17 protein-coding genes are annotated in these 24,345 nt (G+C 61.4%); 3 read left to right on the forward strand and 14 right to left on the reverse strand.

What is annotated here, in order from left to right; all coding sequences use genetic code 11:
* Window positions 1-523: 523 nt before the first annotated feature.
* Window positions 524-1,198, forward strand: a complete 675-nt coding sequence (gene lexA / locus HMPREF2682_RS06815) for a transcriptional repressor LexA (RefSeq protein WP_049341736.1) — start codon at window positions 524-526, stop codon at window positions 1,196-1,198.
* 232 nt (window positions 1,199-1,430) lie between these two features.
* On the opposite strand, the gene HMPREF2682_RS06820 is transcribed toward lexA, so the two are convergent.
* Together HMPREF2682_RS06820 and hflX are read right to left on the reverse strand one after the other, a co-directional pair.
* Window positions 1,431-3,503: an ATP-dependent DNA helicase gene (locus HMPREF2682_RS06820; protein ID WP_070832672.1), complete on the reverse strand. Its 2,073-nt coding sequence runs from the start codon at window positions 3,501-3,503 to the stop codon at window positions 1,431-1,433.
* Between the two features lie 5 nt (window positions 3,504-3,508).
* Complete coding sequence (hflX, locus tag HMPREF2682_RS06825; RefSeq protein ID WP_070832675.1) at window positions 3,509-5,221, reverse strand: GTPase HflX; 1,713 nt, start codon at window positions 5,219-5,221, stop codon at window positions 3,509-3,511.
* A gap of 143 nt (window positions 5,222-5,364) precedes the next feature.
* On the opposite strand from hflX, the gene HMPREF2682_RS06830 reads away from it, so the two are divergent.
* Window positions 5,365-5,988, forward strand: a complete 624-nt coding sequence (locus HMPREF2682_RS06830; RefSeq protein WP_049356055.1) for a class I SAM-dependent methyltransferase — start codon at window positions 5,365-5,367, stop codon at window positions 5,986-5,988.
* Between the two features lie 153 nt (window positions 5,989-6,141).
* On the opposite strand, the gene dapF is transcribed toward HMPREF2682_RS06830, so the two are convergent.
* The 3 genes from dapF to miaB all read right to left on the reverse strand — a co-directional run bounded on the left by dapF (window position 6,142) and on the right by miaB (window position 9,694).
* Window positions 6,142-7,077 (reverse strand): diaminopimelate epimerase, encoded by a 936-nt coding sequence (dapF, locus tag HMPREF2682_RS06835; RefSeq protein WP_005507117.1) that lies wholly within the window; start codon window positions 7,075-7,077, stop codon window positions 6,142-6,144.
* 96 nt (window positions 7,078-7,173) lie between these two features.
* Window positions 7,174-8,094 carry a tRNA (adenosine(37)-N6)-dimethylallyltransferase MiaA gene (miaA, locus tag HMPREF2682_RS06840; RefSeq protein ID WP_070832677.1) on the reverse strand — a complete coding sequence of 307 codons (921 nt, stop codon included), beginning with the start codon at window positions 8,092-8,094 and terminating at the stop codon, window positions 7,174-7,176.
* Between the two features lie 85 nt (window positions 8,095-8,179).
* Window positions 8,180-9,694, reverse strand: coding sequence for a tRNA (N6-isopentenyl adenosine(37)-C2)-methylthiotransferase MiaB (miaB, locus tag HMPREF2682_RS06845; RefSeq protein WP_070832678.1), 1,515 nt, complete (start codon window positions 9,692-9,694; stop codon window positions 8,180-8,182).
* A 35-nt stretch (window positions 9,695-9,729) separates the two neighbouring features.
* Here miaB and HMPREF2682_RS06850 point away from each other — a divergent pair, with 35 nt between their 5' ends.
* Entirely contained in the window at window positions 9,730-11,115 is a 1,386-nt protein-coding gene (locus HMPREF2682_RS06850) for a hemin ABC transporter substrate-binding protein (RefSeq protein ID WP_070833022.1), read from the forward strand.
* A gap of 176 nt (window positions 11,116-11,291) precedes the next feature.
* Here the strand turns inward: HMPREF2682_RS06850 and HMPREF2682_RS06855 are convergent, their stop codons facing one another.
* From HMPREF2682_RS06855 to dapA, 9 genes are all read right to left on the reverse strand, one after another.
* A complete protein-coding gene (locus HMPREF2682_RS06855) occupies window positions 11,292-13,196 on the reverse strand; it encodes a regulatory protein RecX (protein ID WP_246827276.1) in 1,905 nt (634 codons plus the stop codon).
* A gap of 227 nt (window positions 13,197-13,423) precedes the next feature.
* A complete protein-coding gene (gene recA, locus HMPREF2682_RS06860) occupies window positions 13,424-14,527 on the reverse strand; it encodes a recombinase RecA (protein WP_070643892.1) in 1,104 nt (367 codons plus the stop codon).
* 401 nt (window positions 14,528-14,928) lie between these two features.
* Window positions 14,929-15,150 (reverse strand): DUF3046 domain-containing protein, encoded by a 222-nt coding sequence (locus HMPREF2682_RS06865; protein ID WP_070832680.1) that lies wholly within the window; start codon window positions 15,148-15,150, stop codon window positions 14,929-14,931.
* 180 nt (window positions 15,151-15,330) lie between these two features.
* Window positions 15,331-15,738 carry a helix-turn-helix domain-containing protein gene (locus tag HMPREF2682_RS06870; protein WP_005507109.1) on the reverse strand — a complete coding sequence of 136 codons (408 nt, stop codon included), beginning with the start codon at window positions 15,736-15,738 and terminating at the stop codon, window positions 15,331-15,333.
* Window positions 15,739-15,975: 237 nt separating this feature from the next.
* Complete coding sequence (locus tag HMPREF2682_RS06875; protein WP_070832682.1) at window positions 15,976-16,566, reverse strand: CinA family protein; 591 nt, start codon at window positions 16,564-16,566, stop codon at window positions 15,976-15,978.
* A 100-nt stretch (window positions 16,567-16,666) separates the two neighbouring features.
* On the reverse strand, window positions 16,667-17,314 hold the full coding sequence (gene pgsA / locus HMPREF2682_RS06880) for a CDP-diacylglycerol--glycerol-3-phosphate 3-phosphatidyltransferase (RefSeq protein WP_049356045.1): 648 nt from the start codon (window positions 17,312-17,314) through the stop codon (window positions 16,667-16,669).
* 200 nt (window positions 17,315-17,514) lie between these two features.
* Window positions 17,515-20,709 carry an FtsK/SpoIIIE family DNA translocase gene (locus HMPREF2682_RS06885; RefSeq protein WP_070832684.1) on the reverse strand — a complete coding sequence of 1,065 codons (3,195 nt, stop codon included), beginning with the start codon at window positions 20,707-20,709 and terminating at the stop codon, window positions 17,515-17,517.
* A 246-nt stretch (window positions 20,710-20,955) separates the two neighbouring features.
* Complete coding sequence (locus HMPREF2682_RS06890) at window positions 20,956-22,671, reverse strand: ribonuclease J (protein ID WP_070832686.1); 1,716 nt, start codon at window positions 22,669-22,671, stop codon at window positions 20,956-20,958.
* 388 nt (window positions 22,672-23,059) lie between these two features.
* Window positions 23,060-23,995: a 4-hydroxy-tetrahydrodipicolinate synthase gene (dapA, locus tag HMPREF2682_RS06895; RefSeq protein ID WP_005507104.1), complete on the reverse strand. Its 936-nt coding sequence runs from the start codon at window positions 23,993-23,995 to the stop codon at window positions 23,060-23,062.
* Window positions 23,996-24,345: the final 350 nt, after the last annotated feature.

Here is a 24,345-nt window from a genome sequence, read left to right on the forward strand (position 1 = left end):
CGGGTCGAATCTTCGAATATTCTTCGAACATCCACCCGTAAATCCTGAATTTCAGGAGAGATTCAAGAGTATATACGAACTCTTGTTCTAAAGTCTAGCAGAGATGTACTAAAAATTTCTTCGAGTTTCGAAGAAAAAATCTAGAATATTTGTTTGAGTTTTTCGGTGTAGTGTTCTACACTGGTGTCAAGAGACGTTCCACACGCTCCTGATGAGTCCTACTCACAGCAGGTTTCTGTACCCGTTACGGTTTGATTCTGTATCGAATGCAGGTGCTGCTGACTGAGTTTTATAGGGCGGAGGCGCATACTCGTTGCCTGCGTATCGCTCCGGTATCGCTCCGGCACGGATAGAATTCCTCCACCCCCTGACGAGATAAGACCCATTTCGGCAGAACCAAAAAATTTTTAGGACTTCACCAGAAAACGTGTGAAGCACCCATCCGTGCCCCGACCGGACTGTGTCTCAAACAGACTGCAGAGACCGGAGTACAGAATTCGGGGCACAGACCGAAGGAAAAGAAATGGCAACAGCACCCCGTCCGGCGCTGACCGCGCGCCAGCAGAAGATTCTTGACGCGATCCGCACCGAGATTGAACAGAAGGGTTACCCGCCGTCCATGCGCCAGATTGGTGACATGGTGGGTCTTGCGTCCCTGTCCTCGGTCACTCACCAGCTCGGTCGCCTCGAGACCATGGGCTACATTCGCCGCGACCCCAAGCTCCCCCGTGCCATTGAGGTGCTGGATGAGAACGGCATCGGCATCCACGGTAGCGCTTCCTCTTCCCTGCCCGAGCTGCCGAACTTCGAAGTCGGCGATGAGGACCTCGTACCCGTTCCCCTGGTTGGACGAATTGCAGCGGGCGGCCCCATCACTGCCGAGCAGTCCGTGGAGGATGTGCTCGCTCTGCCCCGCCAGCTGGTCGGTAGCGGCAAGCTGTTCATGCTCAAGGTCAAGGGTGATTCCATGATTGACGCCGCAATCTGCGACGGCGACTGGGTGGTTGTCCGCGAGCAGCACACCGCAGACAACGGCGATATTGTTGCTGCGCTACTTGACGACGAGGCAACCGTGAAGGTGTTCCGTCAGGTCGACGGCCATACCTGGCTCATGCCGCGCAACTCCAACTACGAGCCGATTATGGGCGACCGCGCAACCGTCATGGGTAAGGTCGTCTCCGTGCTGCGTAGTCTCTAGAAAACCACAGCCTCTAGAAGATGCAGTCTCTGAAAGACGCGGGCTCTAAACAGCCACAGCATCTCAAAGAAGCTGTTTTAAACAACACAGCCTCTAAAAGACATAGCTACGAGGCTTTTAGCTCTCTATAGAAATCACCCCGGTGCTACGTGAATGTTCACGTATCACCGGGGTGATTTTTATATTTCCAAAGCGGAAGGTGCGGCGCTGCCAGGACTGGATCCCGCCCGAGCTAACGCTCAATACTCGCCGAAAGACGAGCCAGCGCGCCGGTCACCGCGGCCTTATTCTGCGTTGACCACATCGGCGGCATCGCCTTCATCAAGAAACCGCCGTAGCGTTTAGTCGCCACACGCGAATCCAGCACAGCCACCACGCCGCGGTCAGACACCGAACGGATCAGGCGACCCGCGCCCTGCGCCATACGAATCGCCGCGTGGTGAGCAGAAACCGCCATAAAGCCGTTACCGCGATGACGGTTCACCGCCTCCGTACGAGCCTGCGCAATCGGGTCATCCGGGCGGGGGAACGGAATGCGGTCCATCACCACCAGGCGGCAAGAGTCACCGGGAACGTCCACGCCCTGCCACAGGCTCATCGTTCCGAACAGGCATGAGTCAACGTCCTCGCTGAACTCCTCCACCAGGGCCTTGAGCGAAGACTCACCCTGCAGAAGAATGTTCAGGTCGCTGTGCTCACGCATGTATTCGGCGGCACGCTCGGCGGCGCGCTTCGAGGAGAACAGGCCCAGGGCACCGCCCTCCGACGCCTCGCACAGCTCACGCAGACGCTCCAGCTGGCCCTCGTGCACACCGAATCCCGGAGGCTTCAAATCCCCGGCAACGTACATGATGCCCTGCTTGCGGTAGTCGAAAGGCGAACCCACGTCGATGCTCGTCCAGCGCGGCGCGCCCTCGCCCTGCAGTCCCAGGGCACCGGCGGCAACGTCAAAAGAGTCACCCACCGTCAGGGTCGCACTCGTCAGAATCACGGTGCGGTCAGCGAACAGACCGTCACGTAGCTGCAAACCGACGCTCAAGGGGGCGATGTTCAGGGTCGCCGGGTCGGTATCGGAAGCAGCCACGTAGCGGCCGTTCTCCCAACCACCCTGACGAGAAATCCACAGAACGTCCTGCTCGCCCGAAGCCTCCAGAATGCGGCTACTCATGTCGTGTACCTCAGAGACACGCGAGCGCGCCATCTGCAGGCCGGCGTCAACGTCCTGACCGTCCGGTTTGGTATCGGACAGGGCGGTGCGGGCGGCATCGTTGACCGCAGAAATAGCGGTCAAAAGGCGACCGTCCAGGCCTTTCAGCAGGCCCTCGGCAAGACCCTCGAACGCGGTCTCCAGGGTGCCGGCAGCCATTTCCAGGGCACCGGAATCAGCCTTCGAATGCTTCTTCACGCTACGCGCCGCACGGCGAACCATCGCAACCGTCAAAGAACCAGACACGGCACCGGTCACACGGTCCACCAGCTCATGAGCCTCATCAATAATGACCGTCTCATGTTCGGGCAGAACCTTCATGCCCTCGAAAGCGTTAATCGCCAGCAGGGCGTGGTTCGTAATGACAATGTCAGCCTCAGCGGCACGGCCACGCGCCATCTCGCTAAAGCACTCTTCCACCAGCGGGCAGCGGCGGCCCAGACACTCGGCGGCGCTCACCGATACCTGAGCCCAGGCGCGGTCAGAAACGCCGGGCTTCAGCTCGTCACGGTCGCCGGTCTCCGTGCGGTCGGCCCACTCGCGCAGGCGCACCACTTCCTCACCCACGCGGGAGGTCGAAGAAGGCATGTCAAAGAGAGCATCCGGCTCGTCTTCCGGGTAGCCGCCCTCCAGCTTATGCAGGCAGAGGTAGTTATTGCGGCCCTTGAGCAGAGCCACCTGCGCCTGCGACTCCGGGCGTGGCTCCAGCGCTTGTAGAAGACGCGGAATATCGCGGTTCACGATCTGCGCCTGCAGGGCAAGAGTCGCCGTCGCAACCACAATCGGCTGGTCCGACTCCCCCACCCGCGCCAGGGCAGGCACCAGGTAGCCCAGGGACTTACCGGTACCGGTACCCGCCTGGACCAGCAGGTGACGCTGCAGTTCAAGAGCCTGCGCCACATGCGCCACCATGGTGCGCTGACCGGCACGATTCTGACCGCCAGTGGCGGCAACCGCCTCATCCAGCAGGGTCAGGGCATCCTTCGCACCGGGCAGGGTCTCAAGCTCCTGCCCGGTGAATCGGGTGCCGTCGGTTGCCGGTCCGGGCACAGTTCCCGGGGTGTTTTTGGGCGCGTTGATGCTCTCGGTCACGCTCATCCGCCCTAGAGAGCCTCGGAGGTAGAGGGCTGCTCGGAGTCAGATGCGGTCGCCTCAGTGAGGGCGTGTGCCTCCGCAAGTTCCTCTTCCAGGACCTCCAGCAGGTCGCCCTCCAGCACATACTCGGACAGTTCGGAGGCGACATCCTCACGGACCAGAGCCACCACGAAGGTGCCGTCCGATACGAAATCGGTGCTCTTAATTTCGGCGTCCCACTCGTGCAGGCGCGAAATAATCTCACCGTGCGAATACGGAATCAGCAGCTTCACCTCAATGGAGGGGCGCGGAATGGTGTCCGCGATCTTCTGCTTCAGCTCCTCAATGCCCTCACCGGTACGCGCCGAAACGATCACGTGCTCCGGCTCGCGCTGGCGCATACGCTCCAGCACGAACGGGTCAGCAGCGTCCGCCTTATTCAGCACAATGATCTCGGGGATATGGCGGGCGTCAACCTCCGCGATGACCTCGCGGACGGCACGAATCTGCCCCTCCGGGTCCGGGTGCGAAGCATCCACCACGTGCAGGATGACGTCAGCGTCAGCGACCTCTTCCAGGGTGGAGCGGAACGCCTCCACCAGCTGGGTCGGCAGCGAACGCACGAAACCCACCGTGTCAGAGAGGGTGTAGCCGATGCCGTCGGGGGTCTGCGCCTTACGGACGGTCGGGTCCAGGGTCGCAAACAGGGCGTTCTCCACAAGCACGCCGGCATCGGTCAGACGGTTCAGCAGGGAGGACTTACCCGCGTTCGTGTACCCGGCGATAGCCACCGAAGGCACGCGGTTACGGCGACGGTTCAGGCGCTTCGTCTCACGCGCCGGCGCCATCGCAGCAATCTCACGCTTAAGCTTCGCCATGCGAGCGCGCAGGCGGCGGCGGTCCATCTCAATCTTAGTTTCACCGGGACCACGCGAACCGATACCCTCACCGGCTGCGGCACGGCCACCCGCCTGACGGGACAGGGACGCACCCCAACCACGCAGACGCGGCAGCATGTACTCCAGCTGAGCCAGCTCAACCTGTGCCTTACCCTCGCGGGACTTAGCGTGCTGAGCGAAAATGTCGAGAATCAGGGCGGTGCGGTCAATGACCTTGACCTTCACGATGTCTTCGAGGGCACGACGCTGCGAGGGAGCCAGTTCGGAGTCGACGATCACGGTGTCAGCGCCGGTCGCCTCCACAATGTCCTTGAGTTCCAGCGCCTTACCTGAGCCGAGGAAGGTGCCGGGGTCCGGCTTGAGGCGGCGCTGAACCAGGCCGTCCAGAACCTCGGAACCTGCGGTTTCAGCCAGTGCCGCGAGCTCACGCAGGGAGTTCTCTGCGTCCTCTACGGTGCCTTCAGTCCACAGACCAGCCAGCACCACGCGTTCCAGGCGCAGCTGGCGGTACTCGACCTCGGTGACGTCTTCAAGTTCGGTGGAGAGGTTCGCGATACGGCGCAGTGCGCGGCGCTCAGCGAGGTCTTCCTGGTCACCGTCATATTCGGAGTGTTCGCGCTGAACGTCAGAAATTTCGCGCGCGCGAGTATCCAGCACACGGCGGCTATTGTTGCTGTGAGCGCTGGAGGAGTTATCGCTGTGATGCGCGGTACCGGCGGCGTCATACGTCGTGACGGAGGCGGCCGCCTGGGAGCGGCCCAGAACGCGGTCTACGGTGCGGCGCAGCTGCTCATCGCTGGGCAGCTTTTCGGTATCAGATACGGGGATGTTCTTAGAATTCATACGACTCTAATTCTACCGCCGTTGCCCGCATCAGGTAGGGGGTTCGGTCGCCTGTGCGCTCAGGGCGTGCAAGCTACTAACCCGCCCCGTGCATACTCTGCCCGTGTGCGGCGGGTTCTTGCCCTACCGGTACACTGGATAGCATGAGCGACCAGCATTATTTCTCTGAAACCCCCGAGACCGAATTCAAGCCCCGCCCGGTGCAGGTGGAGCTTGCCGGCCGCAAGGTCACCGTCACCACAGCTAACGGCATTTTCAGCCCCTCCGGTATTGATAAGGGCACCGCTATTTTGCTGCAGGAAGCACCCGACCCGCAGGGTACACGCATGCTCGACATCGGCTGCGGTTGGGGCCCCATCACCCTGACTTTGGCGATGCTCGCACCGCAGGCGCAGGTGCACGCGGTGGATGTGAACTCCCGCTCCATTAGCCTGACTGAACGCAACGCCGCCGCTCTCGGCCTGTCGAACGTCACCGTGGGAACCCCCGAATCGGTTGACCCCGAACTGCGTTTTGACACTATCTGGTCGAACCCGCCGATTCGCGTGGGCAAGGAGGTTCTGCACGAGATTCTGCTGACCTGGCTGCCGCGCCTGGCGCCCGGTGGTGACGCCTACTTGGTGGTTCAGAAGAACCTGGGCTCCGATTCTTTGCAGAAGTGGATGGACGCGCAGCTTGAGGAGCTGCACCCCGGCGAGTTTGAGGTGTCGCGCTACGCGACTTCGAAGGGCTTCCGTATTCTGCAGGTGCACCGCTACGAGGACTAAAACCTCTGGCGCTAAATCCTCTAGCGCTTATTGCTTAAAAATATAAAAGCGGCGGGTGTTTTCTGAATGTGTTCTCAGAAAACACCCGCCGCTTTTGTCTATAAAATCTCTGGTCTAGGACTGCTCGCTACCGCAACCGACTATCGCTGCAGGCTATCGCAGCACGACAGTCGCAACCATCTGCGCCGGACCAGCCAGAACAACATGCTCCAGGTCGTCCGGGCCCAGCACGAAAGTCACCGCGAGGGTACCGCCGGGCACATGCACCAGCCACTCATCCGGTGCTTCCTCGCCACCCCAGAAACGGGTCGCCGCAGCCGCCGCACACGCACCGGTACCGCACGACAGAGTCTCGCCCACGCCGCGTTCGTGCACGCGCATACGGATAGCGCCCACATGCGCACCGCTCTCAACGTCCAGGTCGACCGGCACCACAAACTCAACGTTCGTGCCGTTGACCGGGGCGGGGTTCACCTGAGGCAGGCTGTGCAGGTCCAGGCCGTCCAGCTTACCGTCGGAGCCGAGCATCACCACGGTGTGCGGGTTACCCATCGAAATGGACAGGCCAGCACGCGGAGTCTTCAGGCCGCGAGCAGACACCAGGCAGTCCTCGCCGCCCTCGCGGGCAGCGTCACCGTGGATGAAGCTCCACGGACCCATGTCAATCGCGTAGCCCTCTTCGGTGCGCGCCACAGTCTTCACGCCGGCACGGGTACCAATCTTGACGGTCTCGCCCACCTCAAGCTCAATCAGGCCCTCAGTGCGCAGGTACTCCACGAACGCACGCACACCGTTGCCGCACATCTCTGCGATAGAGCCGTCACCGTTGCGGTAGTCCATGAACCAGACAGCGTCCGGGTGCTCCTCAAGCAACTTCTGACCCGCGCGGGAGGCGGTGCTGCGGGCAGCACGAATGAAGCCGTCCGCGCCGATGCCGAAGTGGCGGTCGCAGGCGCGGGCTACCAGCTCGGGGGTGAGGGCAATTTCTGCGTTCTCGTCCGTCAGAAAAATAAAGTCGTTACCGGTACCGTGACCCTTGGTGAGAGTCAGGCCTGCCAGCTCGCCCCAGATGGAAGGGTTCTCGCTCATATGCTGTCCTTAAGGTTGGTGACCTGTCCGTTTATGATTTTACCGCGCCGACCGGTTCGAGGGGGTATCTGTTCGGTGGCGGCTCGTTATTGTGGCTTATCGGGTGCTTTCGCGGATGATGGCTTCCGCTTCGTCGGCAAGGGTGGGTGAGAGCGCATCCAGCCAGTGCACGCGCGGGTCCGCGCGGAACCAGGTCAGCTGGCGGCGCGCAAACTGGCGGGTGGCAATCGTCGTGTCCTCAATCGCCTGCTCCACGCTGTAGTCTTCATTCTCAAGGGCACGGGCAAACTGCGCGTAACCAATCGCGCGGGAGGCGGTCTTACCCTCCTGCAGTCCCTGCTCGTTCAGGGTGCGAATCTCATCGAGCAGACCCTGCTCATGCATCAGCTCCACGCGGCGGTGCAGACGCTCGTGCAGCAGGGCACGATCCATATCCAGACCAATCTGAATACTCTCGGTCACGTACTCACGCACCGGCATGAACGCCGAAAACGGGCGACCCGTCACCTCGAAAACCTCCAGGGCGCGAATGATGCGACGCTCATCCTTCACACGCGCAGCCGACTCCGGGTCAACCTCCGCCAGGCGGGCGTGCAGAACCCCGATACCCTCGGCGCGTGCCTGCTCCTCGAGGCGCTCGCGCACCCGCGCATCCGTGCCGGGGAACTCCAGCTTATCCAGGGCGGCGCGCACGTACAGGCCCGAACCGCCCACCAGAATCGGGTAGCGGCCACGGCCGCGAATCTGCTCAATCAGCTCACGGCTACGCTCCTGAAACTCCGCCACGGACGCCTCATCCCGCACATCCATAATGTCGAGCAGGTGGTGCGGAACGCCGCGCATCTCCTCTGCAGTGACCTTCGCGGTACCGATATCCATGCCCCGGTAGAACTGCATGGAGTCAGCGTTAATGCACTCACCGTTCAGGCGCAGAGCCAGCTCAATGGCGAGCGCGCTCTTACCGGTGCCGGTCGGGCCCACAATAGCGATAACGGGCAGAGTTTCGGAGATAGTCATGCGCCCCATTCTACCGGTTCCCTCACCCCCACTCGCGGTGAGGATGAGGACCCGAAGAACAGGGCGCATGATTCGAATCTAGGTTTTAGGGGCGCAGGCCGATGGTCGGCATGCCCAGACCCACCGGCGCACCGGGCACCTGGGTGGTGCCGGTACCACAGGAATCAGCCTGGGAGCGGTCCCACGCGTCACCGGCGCGGGTGCGGCGCAGCTGGTACTGCTCAGCGGTCGGGTCAGAAATCAGGTGGAAAGAACCAGCCTCGGTAATGGGCACGGTCACCATGTCGCCGGGGCGGGGAGTCTCGCAACCCTCGGGCACCGAGAAATGCACGAGGCGCTGGTCCGGGCCACGACCCGAGAGGCGGTGAGTCTGGTCAGCCTTACGACCAGCCTCCGCAACGACCATCAGCTCAACGGTCTTGCCGAGCTGTTTGCGGTTCTCCTCACCGGCGATGCGGTCCTGCAGGGCAATCAGACGCTCATAGCGTTCCTGCACGACCTCCTTGGGAATCTGGTTCTCCATGGTCGCTGCCGGGGTGCCGGGGCGAATCGAGTACTGGAAGGTGAACGCGGAGGAGAAACGAGCCTGCTCCACGACCTTCAGGGTCTCCTGGAAGTCCTCTTCGGTCTCGCCGGGGAAGCCCACAATAATGTCGGTGGTAATCACGGCGTTCGGGATGCGCTCGCGCACCTTATCCAGAATGTTCAGGAACTTCTTGGAACGGTAGGAGCGGCGCATGTCCTTAAGCACCTTGTCGGAGCCGGACTGCAGCGGCATGTGCAGCACGGGCATGACGTTCGGGGTCTCCGCCATCGCGTCAATCACGTCGTCGGTGAACATTGCCGGGTGCGGGGAGGTGAAGCGCACGCGCTCCAGGCCCTCAATCTCACCGCAGGCACGCAGCAGCTTGGAGAACGCCTGACGGTCGCCGAACTCAACGCCGTAGGAGTTCACGTTCTGACCGAGCAGGGTCACCTCAATGGCGCCGTCGTCGACCAGCGCCTGAACCTCGGCGAGAATGTCGCCGGGGCGGCGGTCCTTCTCCTTACCGCGCAGGGACGGCACGATGCAGAAGGTGCAGGTGTTGTTACAACCCACAGAGATAGACACCCAGCCGGAGTACACGTGATCACGCTTGGTCGGCAGGGTCGAGGGGAAAACTTCGAGGGATTCGAGCAGCTCAGCCTGCGCCTCGTGGTTGTGGCGGGCGCGCTCCAGCAGAGCCGGCAGGGAACCAATGTTGTGGGTACCGAACACGACGTCAACCCAGGGCGCCTTCTCGATGATGGCGTCCTGGTCCTTCTGCGCCAGGCAGCCGCCCACGGCGATCTGCATGCCTTCGTGGGCGCGCTTGACCGGTGCAAGCTGGCCGAGGTGACCGTACAGGCGGTTGGACGCATTTTCGCGAACCGCGCAGGTGTTGAATACCACCAGGTCGGGCTGGGTGCCTTCCTCAGCGCGAACGTAGCCGTTAGCCTCCAGCAGGCCGGACATTCGTTCGGAGTCGTGCACGTTCATCTGGCAGCCGAAAGTGCGCACTTCGTAGGTGCGGGGGCTGGTTTCGGGGGTCTGGGCGGAATCGCTGAGGGTCGAAGTCATGCCCTATAGGGTATCCGATGGGGGATAATGGCTCTATGCAGGTTTCCCTTAGTAGTAACTTTCCGGCTCTGTCACCGAACGATTCTTCCGCTCCCGCCCCTGACGGGGAGCTTCTGAACACCCTCATTGAGGAGGCGATCACCGTCTACTCCCCCGTGCCGCCTCAGGCGAGCGCTGATTCTGCCTCAATGCGTCAGAACCTGATGCAGCTGCTCAGCTGGGCGCATTCCCTGGAGCAGGTGGCTGGTCGCGCGGTTGAGCGCGTGCAGATTCTGGGTACCGGCATGCGTTCCGTTGTGGTGCGTGTGGCGTATGAGCCTGCATCCGAGTCTGCCCAGTCTTTCGAATCTGCCCAGTCTTTGCCGACCTCGATTATTGTGAAGCGTTACCGCCGCAAGGATTCGACGGTGAACGCGGGCGGTTTCGGGTACCTGCGCGAGCGCTACGGTTTGGAGGCGCTGAACCAGCAGGTTCCGGGCCTGTTCCCGCAGCTCTACGGTGCGGACGCTGAACTGCGCGTGCTGGCGCTGGAGGATGTGAGCGCCGGAACCGTTGAGGGCGAGCAGTATTCGGTCGCCCATGCCCTACTGGAGGGCACCGAGCAGCAGGCGCTGGATGCGCTGAGCTACTACATTGAGGCGTACCGTTCCCTTGCCGCCAGCGGCATCATGGGTGAGGCGGTGGAGGATTACCGCCTGAACCTGGCGCGTGCCGACCGCAAGGCGCAGTTCCCGGGCGCTATTGCCTCGCCGGGGCTGGCTGAGCGCGGCTTGAAGAAGCTCTACGGTGTGGCTGATGAGGCACGCGCGCCCGAGCACGGTGCTGACTCTAGCCCTGCCTCTGCCCCCGCTGAGCATGAGGATACGCCTGTTCTTCCCGCCGCGGTTGAGGAGCTGTCCTTCCGATTCCGCCGCGTCCTGCAGCCCTTCTTCACCAAGCGCCCGCCGGTACCCGAGCAGTTCAAGCTCAACCGCGGCAGGGTATATATGCTCTCTTCGGGCGATTTTTCGCCGCAGAACGTGCTAATCGGTTCGGCAGACGGCGCGCAGGTGCGCATGGTCGATGCGGAGGGCACCTGCCTGCACCACCGCGGCTTCCCCTTCGTTGAGGCGATGCTGGGTTTCCCCTCCTCGCCGGAGTACCCGCGCTACCGGGTGGACCGCAAGAAGGCGTTGCCGGCGCTGTACTCTGCCCTCTTTGAGGATGCCCCGTTGGATGAGCACCTGGCGGAGGATTTGGCGGTGTGCACGGCGGTGACCGTGTGCGCCCTGTTGGAGCTGTACTCTTCTTCGGCGCGTTCCAACTTGTTGCCGCGTATTCGCCGCGAGGGTGCGCAGTTGATGCGCCTACTCCTGGAGATCGCTGGTTCTCAGGATGCGACCCTCGCCGAGTTCGCGGAGCGTCTGGGCGCCGCTGAATAAGCAGCAGAGTAAACAGCGGATATAGCCTTCGACAAGGCGTTTGATAAAACTCAAAAACGTAAAGGGTGAGCCCGCCACAGAGTATGTCTGTAGCGGGCTCACCCTTTATAGTGCCTATTCTTACAGTCACCCCGGCATGGGTCTATCCGTGCGTGTGGACCGTCTTTATTCGCCCTCTACCAGAGCTCGTCCTCCGCACCGTAGGCGGCGAGTTCTTCACGAATCACCGACATCGACACCGAGGAGGAGTACCCGCGGCGAGCCAGCATCCCCAGCAGTCGGCGGGTCACCCTATCCTTTTTAGTGCGGTCGCTCAGATCCATGCCGGGGCGCAGCTTCTTACGCACCAGCTCGGCGGCGTCCTCACGTTCCTGCTCGTCGGTGCGCTGAGCCAGTGCATTCTCCGCCTCTTCACCGCGCACCCCGCGTTCAGCGAGCTCGCGGCGTAGCGCGGCGCGGGAGAGCTTCTTGGTGCGGCTCTTCTGCGCCACGAACGTTTGGGCGTATTCGGCGTCGTCAATGAGTTTTGCCGCCTCGAACTTATCGAGTAGCGACTCAATGAGCTCCGCGTCGAAGCCTTCTGCCTGCAGCTTCTTCCGCAGCTGACCTCGGGTTTTTGCCGAGTACGCCAGCTGGTTGTACACGATGGTTTTAGCGCGCGTGTAGGGGTCTGTTTCTTCCGCGGCCCGGGCGGCACGCACCTTCTGCTTCCAGGAAGGCACGTTGCTTTCCGGCGGCGAGGAAGCATGTCTCATCTGAGAGCCGCCCGGTTGGGAGCCGCGTGCTCGAGAACTGCCCTTTGGGGATCCAGCCGAAGCGGCACGGCGCTTTCCGGTACCGACACCCTGTGCCTCCTCCTCGGCAATACCGCGGATGAGCGCTTCTTCGGCGGGGGTGAGTTCTTCGTTCAAACTACTTCCCTCCCTAAATAGGTTGCTCCCCGAGCCGCGGCCCGCAGGACTCTTGCGGGTTTCCTCGTCGTCACTTCGAGCCCCGAAGGCGGGCGCGTAGGGCGAACGGCTCCGCATTTTCTCTTGCTGCGCCGCGCTCATGCGGCGGAACCCGCGCTTATAGTCGGTGTTCTTGGAGGCACGCGAAGGCTTGCGTTTCTTCTGTTTATCCCGCTGAGCGGCTTGCCTCTCGATCTCTTCTTTTTCTTCGGCAGTAAGCCCCGATCCGATGGAGGCGGCACCCGCTCGACTCATACGGCCAGCCGCCATAGGGCGCGGCTCGGCACCGCCGGGGGTGAAGGCACGAGCGGGCGCTTCGTCAATGGAGACGGCGGGCAGGGTCGGGTCAACGAGCAGACTGCGGCGCGGCGATTCGCCATCTCCCCCAGAACTGCCATCTTCAAAGTTGCCGGGCACAGCCTGCAGGGGTAGCTCGGGTACGCGGAACTCACCGGCGTAGTCGCCGCCGTTATCGCGGGCGATGCTTTCTTCAACAAAGCCGTGCGCGGCGGGGTGCCAGTCCGGGAACTCCTCAGCGGCTACCGAATCCGTGGTCCTGTTCCGCGCCCACTTTTTGGGTGCAGGCTTTTCGGGCTGCTGCGCTTTCTGTGCAGGCTTTTGGGGAGAGGCTTTTGCGGGCGCGGGCTTCTCCGCTTCTGCGGGTGCCGCTTCGTCCGAGGGTACCCAATATTCTCCTGCGTACTCGGGCTCTGCCGGATACGGAGGTTCGTCCTCATAGGGAGGTTCGTCAGGGTACGGGGGCTCATCCTCATACGGGGGCTCTCCAACAATAGGAGGCGCAACAGCAGGAGGCGCCTCCCAACTGAGGGTAGGCTCCGCCAGGGCGGCGGGCGCCTCAAAATTGAGCGCCTCGAAGCCGCCTACCTCAACCGGAGGGGCGGTAGGTTCAAACGAACCGGTAGCGTCAAAGGAAACAGGCGCAGAGAAAGTCGAGTCCTCGAAGGCAGGGTCATGGAAGGCTGACCCCTGCAGAGCTGAGGAGCCGAAGTGCGGTTCGGTCGCATCCAGCGCCGCAAAACCGGCGTCGCCGTCACGCGCGCTGTTTCGCTCGTGTTCTTTATGGCCGTTCTGTTCCGTCATGCGCTGTTCCATCATGCGCTGCTCCGTCATGTTCAGTTCCTCCTCTCCCCTGTGTTGGGTCGCTTGATGAGTTGGGTCGCTTGATGGCCGGTGCGCCGGGTTATACGGCGCTCCCCCATTGTAACGAGGCGCTGTCTCAGCGCCCGCTCTTACTCCATTTAACGTGCTCCCGTTAACGACAGATTGCCGTGCACCGTGCGGAATGCACAGCACACGGCAATCAGTCGTGGCGTTAGCAAGAAGCTACGCGGGCGGGTTTAGAACTCCTCAGCCAGCTCGTCCAGCGGGTCGTTGCCCTCGGACTCAGCAGCTGCCTGCTCGTCAGCTTCTTCCTCAATGATGCCCAGCTTCACCAGAACCTTGTACTGCAGTTCCTCGGTGAGCTCGGGGTTGTCCTTGAGCAGCTTACGAACGTTCTCGCGGCCCTGGCCCAGCTGCTCACCGTCGTAGGTGAACCATGCGCCGGACTTCTTGACGATGTCGTTCTCCACCGCCAGGTCAAGGATGCCGCCCTCAACGGAGATGCCCTCACCGTAGAGGATGTCGAACTCAGCCTGCTTGAAGGGCGGAGCCATCTTGTTCTTCACGACCTTGGCGCGGGTGCGGTTACCGATCGGGTTAGCGCCGTCCTTGAGGGTCTCAATGCGGCGGATGTCGATACGGACCGAAGCGTAGAACTTCAGCGCCTTACCACCGGTGGTGGTTTCGGGAGAGCCGAAGAAGACACCAATCTTCTCACGCAGCTGGTTGATGAAGATTGCGGTGGTGCCGGTTGCGGAGAGGCGGCCGGTAATCTTACGCAGAGCCTGGCTCATGAGGCGAGCCTGCAGACCCACGTGGGAGTCACCCATATCGCCTTCAATTTCGGCGCGGGGTACCAGCGCGGCAACGGAGTCGACGACCACGATATCAACGGCGCCGGAACCAACCAGCATGTCCATGATTTCCAGTGCCTGCTCGCCGGTGTCGGGCTGAGAGACCAGCAGCTGGTCGATGTCCACGCCCAGCTTTGCCGCGTAGATCGGGTCCAGTGCGTGCTCGGCGTCGATGAACGCTGCCACGCCACCCGCCTTCTGAACGTTCGCTACTGCGTGCAGTGCGACGGTGGTCTTACCGGAGGACTCGGGACCGTAAATCTCGATAACGCGGCCGCGGGGCAGACCGCCAATGCCCAGAGCTGCATCCAGAGCGATAGCGCCGGTGGAGATAACCTCGGTCTTGGTGGTTTCCTTATCACCCAGGCGCATGACTGCGCCCTTGCCGTAGTTCTTGTCGATCTGTGCCATCACGGCTTCAAGTGCCTTGGCGCGACCCTCTTCGGGAACGCGAGCTACGCTCTGAGACTTGGTGTTCTTAGCCACGGTAGTACCTCGTTCTTTGTGTTGTCAGTGGTTGACGGGAGTAATGTTTCTTCGGAATCGGTGGGACTCATGATCGAGACCTTGAAGGTTGTGGCCTACCGGTTCCTTCTGAGACTACTCTAGGGTCACAGCCTGACAGGATAAGGCCATTTTTTAAAATCTGTGGAAAACTTTGAAGATTTTTCCGAAAAATTCCTGATGTGGAAAAGTCTAGCACGAATCGAACAAAATTACGACCCGATTTCGAATGAATCGGATAGGGTTTCGGCATATATTTTCGAAAAACACCGAATTACCCGCTAATTATTCGAAAACACCACCCGCGCGAGCGCTCATACTCGAACAAACGGCAGGGCTCAAACAAACCCGACGCACGCGCCAGAAAACGCCAGACTCACCGATTAGCGCAGCGGCTCCTTATCCGGCCCCAGGCGGCGCTCCTGCGGAATCTCCTGTTCATCGCAGATCGCAAGCCACACATCCTTCGGGTTAACGCCCTGGTCCAGTGCCTCCGCAGCGGTCACATGCCCCAGCGCGCCCAGTACCAAGTCCCGCGCCAGCACCGGCGCATACCCGGCACCGAACTCATACTCCATGCACGCCCAAAATTCGCTCAGCTTCACAAGCACTCCTTCCGTTTCACCACTAGTTCGCTTCATAATTCGTCACATCACCCGAGAACAAACCCAGAACTAGTCCAGAGTAAACCCGAGAATAGACCCGAGAATAAGCGATGCCGCACACCCACCTTACGGGGATGCACGGCATCGCTTCACGTTTAGTGCGGCATGTGCCGCCTCGCATTACTTCGAGAGAATGTAGTAATCGCTCTTGTACTGCTCAGACATTTCAGCCGGAACAGTATCCGGAATCTGAACGCCCTCGAGAACCGCCATACGGTCGGCAACCTCACGCAACATCTGGGACATCGGAATGTCCAGAGCCTGGCAAATCCACGCCAGCAGTTCGGAGGAAGCTTCCTTCTGACCGCGCTCAACTTCGCTCAGGTAACCGAGGGAAACACGGGCACGCTGGGAAACCTCACGCAGGGTGCGACCCTGACGCTGGCGAACATCGCGAAGAACCTCACCGATTGCCTGTCGCAGGGGAACAACCTTAGCTTCCTCAACGACCGGGGCGACCTGGCGGGGGGTCTCCTCGATTTCCTTCCACTTAGTAATGCCATTAATCGATACGCGCTGCTTAGCCATGAGCTTCTATATCACTTTCCTGAGTAGGTATTCCCGACCTGCGGGACTGTACAGAGTTAAGCCTAACTGATTTTTGAGGCGCGAGCTAGGAGCCTCGCCATTTTCATCCTCTTCTTACGGCTTGTATCTATTCAAACAGGCGAACCTATGCCTTTATTCCTGCGGAGCTGAAAGAACCCTGTGAATATATTTGAACCGTAAAACTTTTTCTCAGCAGGTACCGCACAGCCCTGCACGCTACGCCAGCTCGTTCTCCAGCACACCACCGGCACCGCCGCGCACCGCACGCGCCAGCAGGGCAATCGCATCCGCGCTCGCCGCCGCACGAATCTGCGCACGATCCCCCGAATAGTGGCGCTCAAACACCTCGGTGCCGCCCGGTAAACGCACTCCGATATAGACCGTGCCCACCGGCTGCCCATCCGCAGGATCAGGACCGGCAACACCCGTAGTCGACACCGCATAATCGGCACCGCACACACGCGCCGCACCGACCGCCATCTGCACCGCCACCGCAGGATGCACCGCACCCTCACGCGCCAGCAGCTGAGCATCCACTCCCAACACCTGCGCCTTCACCTCGTAGGCATAGGAAATCACGCCGCCACGGTAATACGCGGATGCGCCCGGCACCGTACAAATCGCGCCGCCCACATCCCCGCCGGTCAGCGACTCAGCCGTCGCCACCTGCACCGGCCCCTCCTGGGAGGCACGCAACCGCACCGCATCACGCAGTAGCAGCGCCGCCGCCTCCGGGGTGCCGGAGAAAACCTCAGCGGAGGAAAGCTCAAGGGACAGAGCGTCTTCAAGTACGAGGGGAACCATCATTCTCTCCTTTCAGCGGCGCACCGCCGCCCAAAACCTCACGCGGCACGCAACGCACCGCAGGTACAGCGAAGGGGAGCAGCACACGCCACTCCCCTCGCCTCTAGTTACCGCCGCCCTGGGAGGCCTGAGCCTGCAACCAGTTACGACGCAAAATATACGCATCACGCACATACACCAGGCCGGTCCACACGGTAATCGCGGTGACCGCGCCCATCAGAACCCAACCCGGAATCAGCCAACCGATACCCAGCTGACCCAGCGGCAGAAGCATCAGCACCAGCGCCACCGTCTGCAGCACAGTCTTAATCTTGCCGCCCTTACTAGCGGCCATCACACCGTACTTAATAACGAACAGACGCATGATCGTAATGCCCCACTCGCGCAACAGAATCACAATCGTGACCCACCACCACAGCTCACCCAGCGCCGACAGCACAATGAACGCCGCGCCAGTGAGGAACTTATCGGCAATCGGGTCAGCAATCTTACCGAAGCTCGTAATCAAGTTACGCGAGCGCGCCAGGTAGCCGTCCGCCCAGTCCGTGAGCATGGCAAGAATGAAAATAATCCACGCGAGCCAGCGGTGCGTCGGATCAGCGGCACCAAAGGTACCGCCCGCGACTAGGGCAACGATGAAGAAAGGAACCGCAATAATACGCAGAACCGTCAACACATTCGGCACGTTCCAGTTCGAAGGCTTCGCTGTGCTGACCGCACCGGCGGGTGCGGAATTGCGAGCTTCACTCATATCGGCTCCTTACGGGTAGATGGCTTTCGACGGTGAGAGACCGCATACGCACCGACACCTAATCGTATCGGGGGTACGCAAACACCCCGTACCGTCCATTATACGTGTGCCGTAGCAGACATCACGGGGACGATACGGGGTGTATGTCGCGAGTTCACCCAGCCGAGTGGACTCAGCCGAATGGATAGGGCGCTGAAAGGCTAACGGCCGGTCAGCTGCCAGGCGTCCTCCGAGCCATCATCATCGGGCTCATCGAAATAGTCGGTGACCGCCTCGCCCGGGTCCACCGCGTTCGCGTACGGGTCGGCAGCCGGAGGCTCCTCACCGCGAATACGCGCCAGGGTCGCCTGCAGGTCATCCGGGCGGATGAGCACCTCACGTGCCTTCGAGCCCTCCGAGGGGCCCACCACGCCCTGCGACTCCAGCAGGTCCATGATGCGGCCAGCCTTCGCGAAGCCCATGCGCAGCTTACGTTGCAACATCGAGGTCGAACCGAACTGGGTCGTAATCACAATCTCCGCCGCCTGTAGCAGATCATCGAGGTCATCGCCGATTTCCTCATCAATCTGCTTCTTCGCGGCAGAGACCATCACGTCCTCACGGTAGATGGTCGGCGCCTGCTTCTTCACGTGCTCAACCACGGCGTGAATCTCAGATTCAGACACCCACGCACCCTGAACACGCATCGGCTTCGAGGCACCCATCGGCAGGAAGAGCGCGTCACCCTGACCGATCAGCTTCTCAGCGCCGGGCTGATCCAGCACCACGCGAGAGTCAGTGACCGAGGAGGTCGCAAACGCCATACGAGACGGAACGTTCGCCTTAATCAGACCGGTCACCACATCCACCGACGGACGCTGGGTCGCCAGCACCAGGTGAATACCCGCCGCACGCGCCAGCTGCGTAATACGAACAATCGCCTCTTCCACGTCACGCGGAGCGACCATCATCAGGTCGGCGAGCTCGTCAACAATCACCAGCAGGTACGGGTACTCGTGCACCGTGCGCTTGCTACCGGGATCGGGCTGAACCTTACCCTCACGCACCGCCTTGTTGAAATCGTCCACGTGCTTGTAGCCGTAGTGGGCGAGGTCGTCGTAACGGGCGTCCATCTCACGAACTACCCACTGAAGAGCCTCAGCAGCCTTCTTCGGGTTCGTAATGATGGGCGTAATCAGGTGCGGAATACCCTCATAGGCGGTCAGCTCCACACGCTTCGGGTCAACCATCACCAGGCGCACCTGGTCGGGAGTTGCACGCATCAGAATCGAGGTGATCATCGAGTTCACGAACGAAGACTTACCGGCACCGGTCGCACCAGCGACCAGCATATGCGGCATCTTCGCGAGGTTCGCCAGCACGAAGCCGCCTTCAACGTCCTTACCCACACCCATGACCATCGGGTGCTGGTTCGCGTGAGCCTGCGGGGAACGCAGCACATCACCCAGGGCAACGGTCTCACGGTCCGTATTCGGAATCTCAATACCGATTGCGGACTTACCCGGAATCGGGGACAGAATACGAACATCCGGGCTCGCCACAGCGTACGCAATGTTCTTGCTCAGCGCCGTCACACGCTCCACCTTCGTGGCGGGACCCAGCTCAATCTCGTAACGGGTCACGGTCGGGCCACGCGAGAAGCCGGTGACCTGCGCATCCACCTTGAACTGCTCCAGCACGTTCGTCAGAGCCTCAACCACGTGCTCGTTGACCTCGGAGGATTCCTTAGCGGGCGGGCCAGAAACCAGCATCTCCTCAGAAGGCAGCACGTACGCGCCGCGGGAGGACTGCACAACCTGTTCGCCGCGCGCCTGCTCGGTGGTTGCCACCTGAGTATTGTTCTGCAGCGGGCGGGATGCGCCAGCCTCGGGCACTCGCGAAGCCGCGGGAGCCGCGTTCTTCGAGTGCGCGCCGGGCGAGTGCATGCGGGTCGGAATCGGCGGCTGCGCCGCGGGTGCGGCAGGAGCCTGGGACGCGGAAGCCGAGGTAGCAGACTGTGCAAGGTTCACCACCTGGTGCGGTTTCGTCTGCGGTGCAGCTTCCTCAGAAGCACCGAAGCCGTCATATGCCTCAACGTCAAAGAGAGGCTCCTCGCCAGGAATACGGTTCACGCGGCCGTTCGCCACGGCGGCGCGCTGCACCTGATCCAGGCGGGCTGCGGGCGCATCCGACGCCTCAACGTCAAAGAGGTCAGGGCTGCTCGAATACGCGCTGTTCTGCGCAGAAGCCCCCTGGGCGGACGTACCCTGCGCAGCCGGTGCCTGGTTGAGGCGACCGGGCAGACGAGACAGGCGGTTCGGCTTAGCCGCCGGGCGCGTCTGCTGAGCGGATCCCTGCGCAGAATCCTGTGCAGAGTCCGCCGGCTGTACGGGCATCTGCGTGGTCTCCGGGTGAGTCTCATCCACCACGGCGCTCACGAATGCCTCATCACCGGCGTACTCGTCCAGGGAAGAATCGGTCGACGCAGCGGGAGCAATGCCCAACCAACCGCGCAGACGAGCGAACAGGCCACCAGACTTCTGAGTCGTACGTGCCGGCTTCTCGTCCTCGTACAGGTAGCTGCGGTCGTGCTCCTCAGCGTTCAGGTCCACGGTCTGAGTCGCATCCGAAGGGCTATCCTTCGCGGAGGTTCGAGTCGTGCCGTTCGGCTTCTCACCCAGAGCCAGACCGACCAGGTGCAGGGTACGCGGCACCACCTGACGAATCGGAGTGTTCGTCAGAACCATCAGACCAGCAATACCCAGTAGCAGGTGAATCAGAATCTCAACGAACGCAATACCGCCGCTCACACGCACAATGGGAGTGCCCAGCAGCACGCCAGCCACGCCACCACCAGCCCAGACGGCGTCAAAACCATCCGCGAAGGTGGGGTGCCCCGCATGGCGAGCAAAGAACAGGGAGGTCGCCACCAGGATGATGAAGGAGCCCACCGCTACGCGGTTATTACGTTTAATCAGGTCAGGTCCACGGAAAACGCACCACGCCATGATGAGGCAGAACACCGGAATCAGCAGGGCGCCCTGACCGAAAATACCGCCCAGCATCGTGTGCCAGGCGTCCAGGGGCGCACGCAACAAACCGAGGGAGGTGTGGGCACGCCAGTTGTACCACTCCACTCCGGCGCTAATCAGGCCGAACAGCAGGATGGTGAGCGCGCCGCCGTCACGGCGGTCTTCGGGCGCAAGGTCGGTGCGCACCGCGCCGATGGAGCGGAAGAGCCCACCGATAGCGTGAGCGATGCTCAGCCAGACGGAGGAGATAGCGCCCGCTACAGGGTTCGCCGCGTTGGCACCGCGCTGGGCACCGCCTCGGGAGGTGGTGCGCTTGCGGGTGGTCTTCTTAGTGTTTGCTTTAGTAGAGGTCGTGTTACGACCCTTCGTGGTCCGTGGAGCCATACCTTTTAGGGTATCAACCTTCCCGTTAATGTATCGATTCTTTCGTTATCAGTGAGCTAAAAAGTGTGCCCCGCCCTGTCTCTGTGAGGGCATTGATAGGGCGCTGATGAGGCGCTTCTCCCCTACCGCATTCGCTTTCACGTAGCTTTCCGCCCGTACATTCTGCAGATACACAGCAGGCGGGGCCGACACAACGGATCGACCCCGCCTTTTCGCTATGACAGGCGACTAGCCTCGCGCAGAGTATTAGTTCTTCGCGGCCTTTGAGGAGTTCTCAACAACCACGGGAACAATCATGGGCTTGCGGCGCAGACGGCGAGAAATCCAGGCACCGATGGTGCGGCGCACAATCTGCTGCAGCTGCTGCACGGTGTGCACCTTCTCGGGTGCGCGGTGCAGAGCATCCTCCAGAGCGGCGGTAATCTTCGGAACAATCTCGTCGAATACCGCGTCGTCCTCAGCGATACCGCGAGCGTGAATATCCGGGCCGGTCACCACGCGCTTGGTGGCGCGATCCACCACGGTCACGATGGACACGAAGCCCTCTTCACCCAGGATGCGGCGGTCCTTCAGGTCGCTCTCGGTGACCTCACCGACAGAGCGGCCGTCAACGTACAGGTACTCGCAGGGAACCTCGCCCACCACGGACGCCACGCCATCGCGCAGGTCCACAACGGTGCCGGACTCGCAGAGCAGCACGTTCTTCTTCGGAACGCCGGTCTCCATCGCCAGGTCACCGCTAGCAATCAGGTGGCGAACCTCGCCGTGAACCGGCATAACATTCTTCGGCTTGAGGATGTTGTAGCAGTACAGCAGCTCACCCGCGGCAGCGTGACCGGAAACGTGGACCTTCGCGTTGCCCTTGTGCACCACGTTAGCGCCCAGCTTCATGAGGGCGTTGATGATGCGGAAGACGCTGGTCTCGTTACCGGGAATCAGCGAGGAGGCGAGCACCACGGTGTCGCCGGGCTCAATCTGAATCTTGTGGTCACCGTTCGCCATGCGCGACAGTGCCGCCATCGGCTCGCCCTGCGAACCGGTGCACATCATCACGATCTGGTCGGGGCGGTAGTCGTCAACCTTCTTCAGGTCCACCAGCACGTTGGCGGGAACCTTCAGGTAGCCCAGCTTCTCAGCGATGGTCATGTTGCGGACCATGGAGCGGCCCACGAGCACGACCTTGCGGCCACGCTCAGCGGCTGCGTCCAGAACCTGCTGCACACGGTGAACGTGCGAGGAGAAGGACGCCACAATGATGCGGCCGCTCGCGTCACGGAATACGTTCGACAGCACCGGACCGATGTGCTTCTCGGTCGGGGTGAAGCCGGGAACCTCAGCGTTGGTGGAGTCCGGCAGGAACAGGTCCACGCCCTCCTCGCCCAGGCGAGCGAAGTGGCGCAGGTCGGTGATGCGGCCATCCAGCGGCAGCTGGTCCATCTTGAAGTCACCGGTGTGCAGAACCTTGCCAGCCTTGGTACGGATGTAAACAGCCAGTGCGTCCGGAATCGAGTGGTTCACAGCAACGAACTCGCACTCGAACGGGCCGAAACGCTCCACCTGGTGTTCCTTCACCGCGAGGGTGTAGGGCTTGATGCGGTGCTCAGCCAGCTTAGCCTCAACCAGTGCCAGGGTCAGCTCGGAGCCGACCAGGGGGATGTCGGGGCGGCGGCGCAGCAGATAAGGAACCGCGCCGATGTGGTCCTCGTGGCCGTGGGTCAGCACCATGGCAACCACGTCGTCCAGACGGTCGACAATGTAGCTGAAGTCCGGCAGGATCAGGTCCACGCCGGGCTGGGACTCTTCGGGGAAGAGCACGCCGCAGTCAACAATCAGCAGCTTGCCGTTGATTTCGTACACGGTCATGTTACGACCGACTTCGCCCAGGCCGCCCAGGGGCACCACGCGCAGGGTGTCCTTCTTCAGGCGGGGCGGGAGGGGAAGATTCGCTTCAAAGACGCTCATCGTGTGTCTCCTCTTTCTTCTATGTTTTCTTGTGATGTCTGTGATTCGTAGACGACGCTTCGTACCGCAAGCGCTCCCGCCGGTTCGGCTCTCATGTGCCGAGGCGGAGGTGCTGCCGGTGCGTCCAAATCACCGAAAGTATTTAAAAGTATTGGGGGCGTACTGCGCGGGTGCCTCTGCCTAAGTTACGTCCCTGTCTGAGTGGGGGCCGAATCATTGGGCGGTAAACCGTGGCAATACGCCAGAGCGGACCCCTCACCCATTGCTAGGTGTGGAGTCCGCATCCGTTGACTACATCATGCGCCCCAAAAGCGGGGTGTGACGGTAGCCTAAGTCCTCTATATATACGCGCTCTGCACGATAAGTTGTGCAGGTTCTGCGTTAAAGTTTAGGCGTTCTTCAGGGTGTGAGCGATACTCGAGGAGAGCAAGTCAGCTCGCATAGCCTGGGCAACCTCCGGTTCGGAGAGTACGTGCGGCAAGCGAACGACGGGCTCATCCAGCACACCCTGCCAGGAAAGGATTTCCTTGGCGGCAACGCAACCGGGGGCGCGGCCCATGGTTGCTCGGACAATCGGAGTCAGTTCCAGGTGAAGACGCTGCGCCTCCACCAGGTCCTGTGCAACGACAGCATCAATCAGGGCACGGAAGAGTGCAGGTGCCACGTGTGCGGTCACCGAAACGAGGCCGACGGCACCCATTGCCATCCAGGGAAGGGTCAGTCCGTCATCGCCGCTGTAGTAGTGCAGGTCGGTGGTTGCCATGACCTCGGTTGCGGCACCGAAGTCTGCCTTGGCGTCTTTCACCGCTACAATACTATCAATTTCTGCAAGGCGACGGTAGGTTTCGGGTGCGATGGGGATGCCCGCACGACCCGGAATATCGTACAGCATGACGGGGGTCTCAGTTGCTTGAGCAACGGTCGCAAAATGGGCGTAGACACCCGGCTGAGTCGGCTTGTTGTAGTAGGGGGTCACGACCAGCAGGCCGTCCACACCGATCTTTTCGGCGCGATGCGCCAGCTCAATAGTGTGCGCGGTGTCATTCGAACCAACACCGGCAATAATCTTCGCGCGAGAGCCGACGGTGTCCTTCACAATCTGGAAGACGCGCTCGTTCTCGTCATCGGTCATGGTGGAGTATTCACCGGTGGTACCGCAGACCACCAGGCCGTCGTGGCCGTTCTCCACAAGGTAGTTCGCCAGGTCTGCAACCTGCTTTTCATCAACGGAGCCGTCCTTCGCGAAGGGGGTCACCATTGCGGTCAGGAGGCGACCGAAGACAGGTTCAACAAAAGTACCGGGGTTCGAAAGGTTCTCAGACATATGTCCAGAGTACGCCCGAAATGCAGATTTTTCCGTTAGAACGCATAAGTTTTCATGCGTGTTCTACTATTCGGACTCTTTCAAACCCGCGGTACTTCCACGAGAGCCTATGAAACCGGGCACATAGCCTCGGCGTTATCAGTCTCATACCGAAAATAAATGTGGCATTGACTAGGGATCACAAGGTCAGAGCCTAACGCATGCCCTTCGCCTGACCACCCGAACGCAACGCCCACGCGTTACGCATCGCCGCACGAGCACGCTTACGCTCGCCACCCGCATCATACATGCACGCCAGGTTGAACCACGCCTTCCAGCTATTCGGCTCCTGCTCCACTGCCGCCGCGAAG

Source organism: Rothia sp. HMSC061D12 (genome assembly GCF_001836735.1).
Taxonomy (GTDB): domain Bacteria; phylum Actinomycetota; class Actinomycetes; order Actinomycetales; family Micrococcaceae; genus Rothia.

What these genes read in the sequence shown, in the direction of transcription:
- lexA (WP_049341736.1), top strand. Translation starts at nt 524, where the DNA reads ATGGCAACAGCACCCCGTCCGGCGCTGACCGCGCGCCAGCAGAAGATT.
- HMPREF2682_RS06820 (WP_070832672.1), bottom strand. Translation starts at nt 3,503, where the DNA reads ATGAGCGTGACCGAGAGCATCAACGCGCCCAAAAACACCCCGGGAACT.
- hflX (WP_070832675.1), bottom strand. Translation starts at nt 5,221, where the DNA reads ATGAATTCTAAGAACATCCCCGTATCTGATACCGAAAAGCTGCCCAGC.
- HMPREF2682_RS06830 (WP_049356055.1), top strand. Translation starts at nt 5,365, where the DNA reads ATGAGCGACCAGCATTATTTCTCTGAAACCCCCGAGACCGAATTCAAG.
- dapF (WP_005507117.1), bottom strand. Translation starts at nt 7,077, where the DNA reads ATGAGCGAGAACCCTTCCATCTGGGGCGAGCTGGCAGGCCTGACTCTC.
- miaA (WP_070832677.1), bottom strand. Translation starts at nt 8,094, where the DNA reads ATGACTATCTCCGAAACTCTGCCCGTTATCGCTATTGTGGGCCCGACC.
- miaB (WP_070832678.1), bottom strand. Translation starts at nt 9,694, where the DNA reads ATGACTTCGACCCTCAGCGATTCCGCCCAGACCCCCGAAACCAGCCCC.
- HMPREF2682_RS06850 (WP_070833022.1), top strand. Translation starts at nt 9,730, where the DNA reads ATGCAGGTTTCCCTTAGTAGTAACTTTCCGGCTCTGTCACCGAACGAT.
- HMPREF2682_RS06855 (WP_246827276.1), bottom strand. Translation starts at nt 13,196, where the DNA reads ATGACGGAGCAGCGCATGATGGAACAGCGCATGACGGAACAGAACGGC.
- HMPREF2682_RS06870 (WP_005507109.1), bottom strand. Translation starts at nt 15,738, where the DNA reads ATGGCTAAGCAGCGCGTATCGATTAATGGCATTACTAAGTGGAAGGAA.
- HMPREF2682_RS06875 (WP_070832682.1), bottom strand. Translation starts at nt 16,566, where the DNA reads ATGATGGTTCCCCTCGTACTTGAAGACGCTCTGTCCCTTGAGCTTTCC.
- pgsA (WP_049356045.1), bottom strand. Translation starts at nt 17,314, where the DNA reads ATGAGTGAAGCTCGCAATTCCGCACCCGCCGGTGCGGTCAGCACAGCG.
- HMPREF2682_RS06885 (WP_070832684.1), bottom strand. Translation starts at nt 20,709, where the DNA reads ATGGCTCCACGGACCACGAAGGGTCGTAACACGACCTCTACTAAAGCA.
- HMPREF2682_RS06890 (WP_070832686.1), bottom strand. Translation starts at nt 22,671, where the DNA reads ATGAGCGTCTTTGAAGCGAATCTTCCCCTCCCGCCCCGCCTGAAGAAG.
- dapA (WP_005507104.1), bottom strand. Translation starts at nt 23,995, where the DNA reads ATGTCTGAGAACCTTTCGAACCCCGGTACTTTTGTTGAACCTGTCTTC.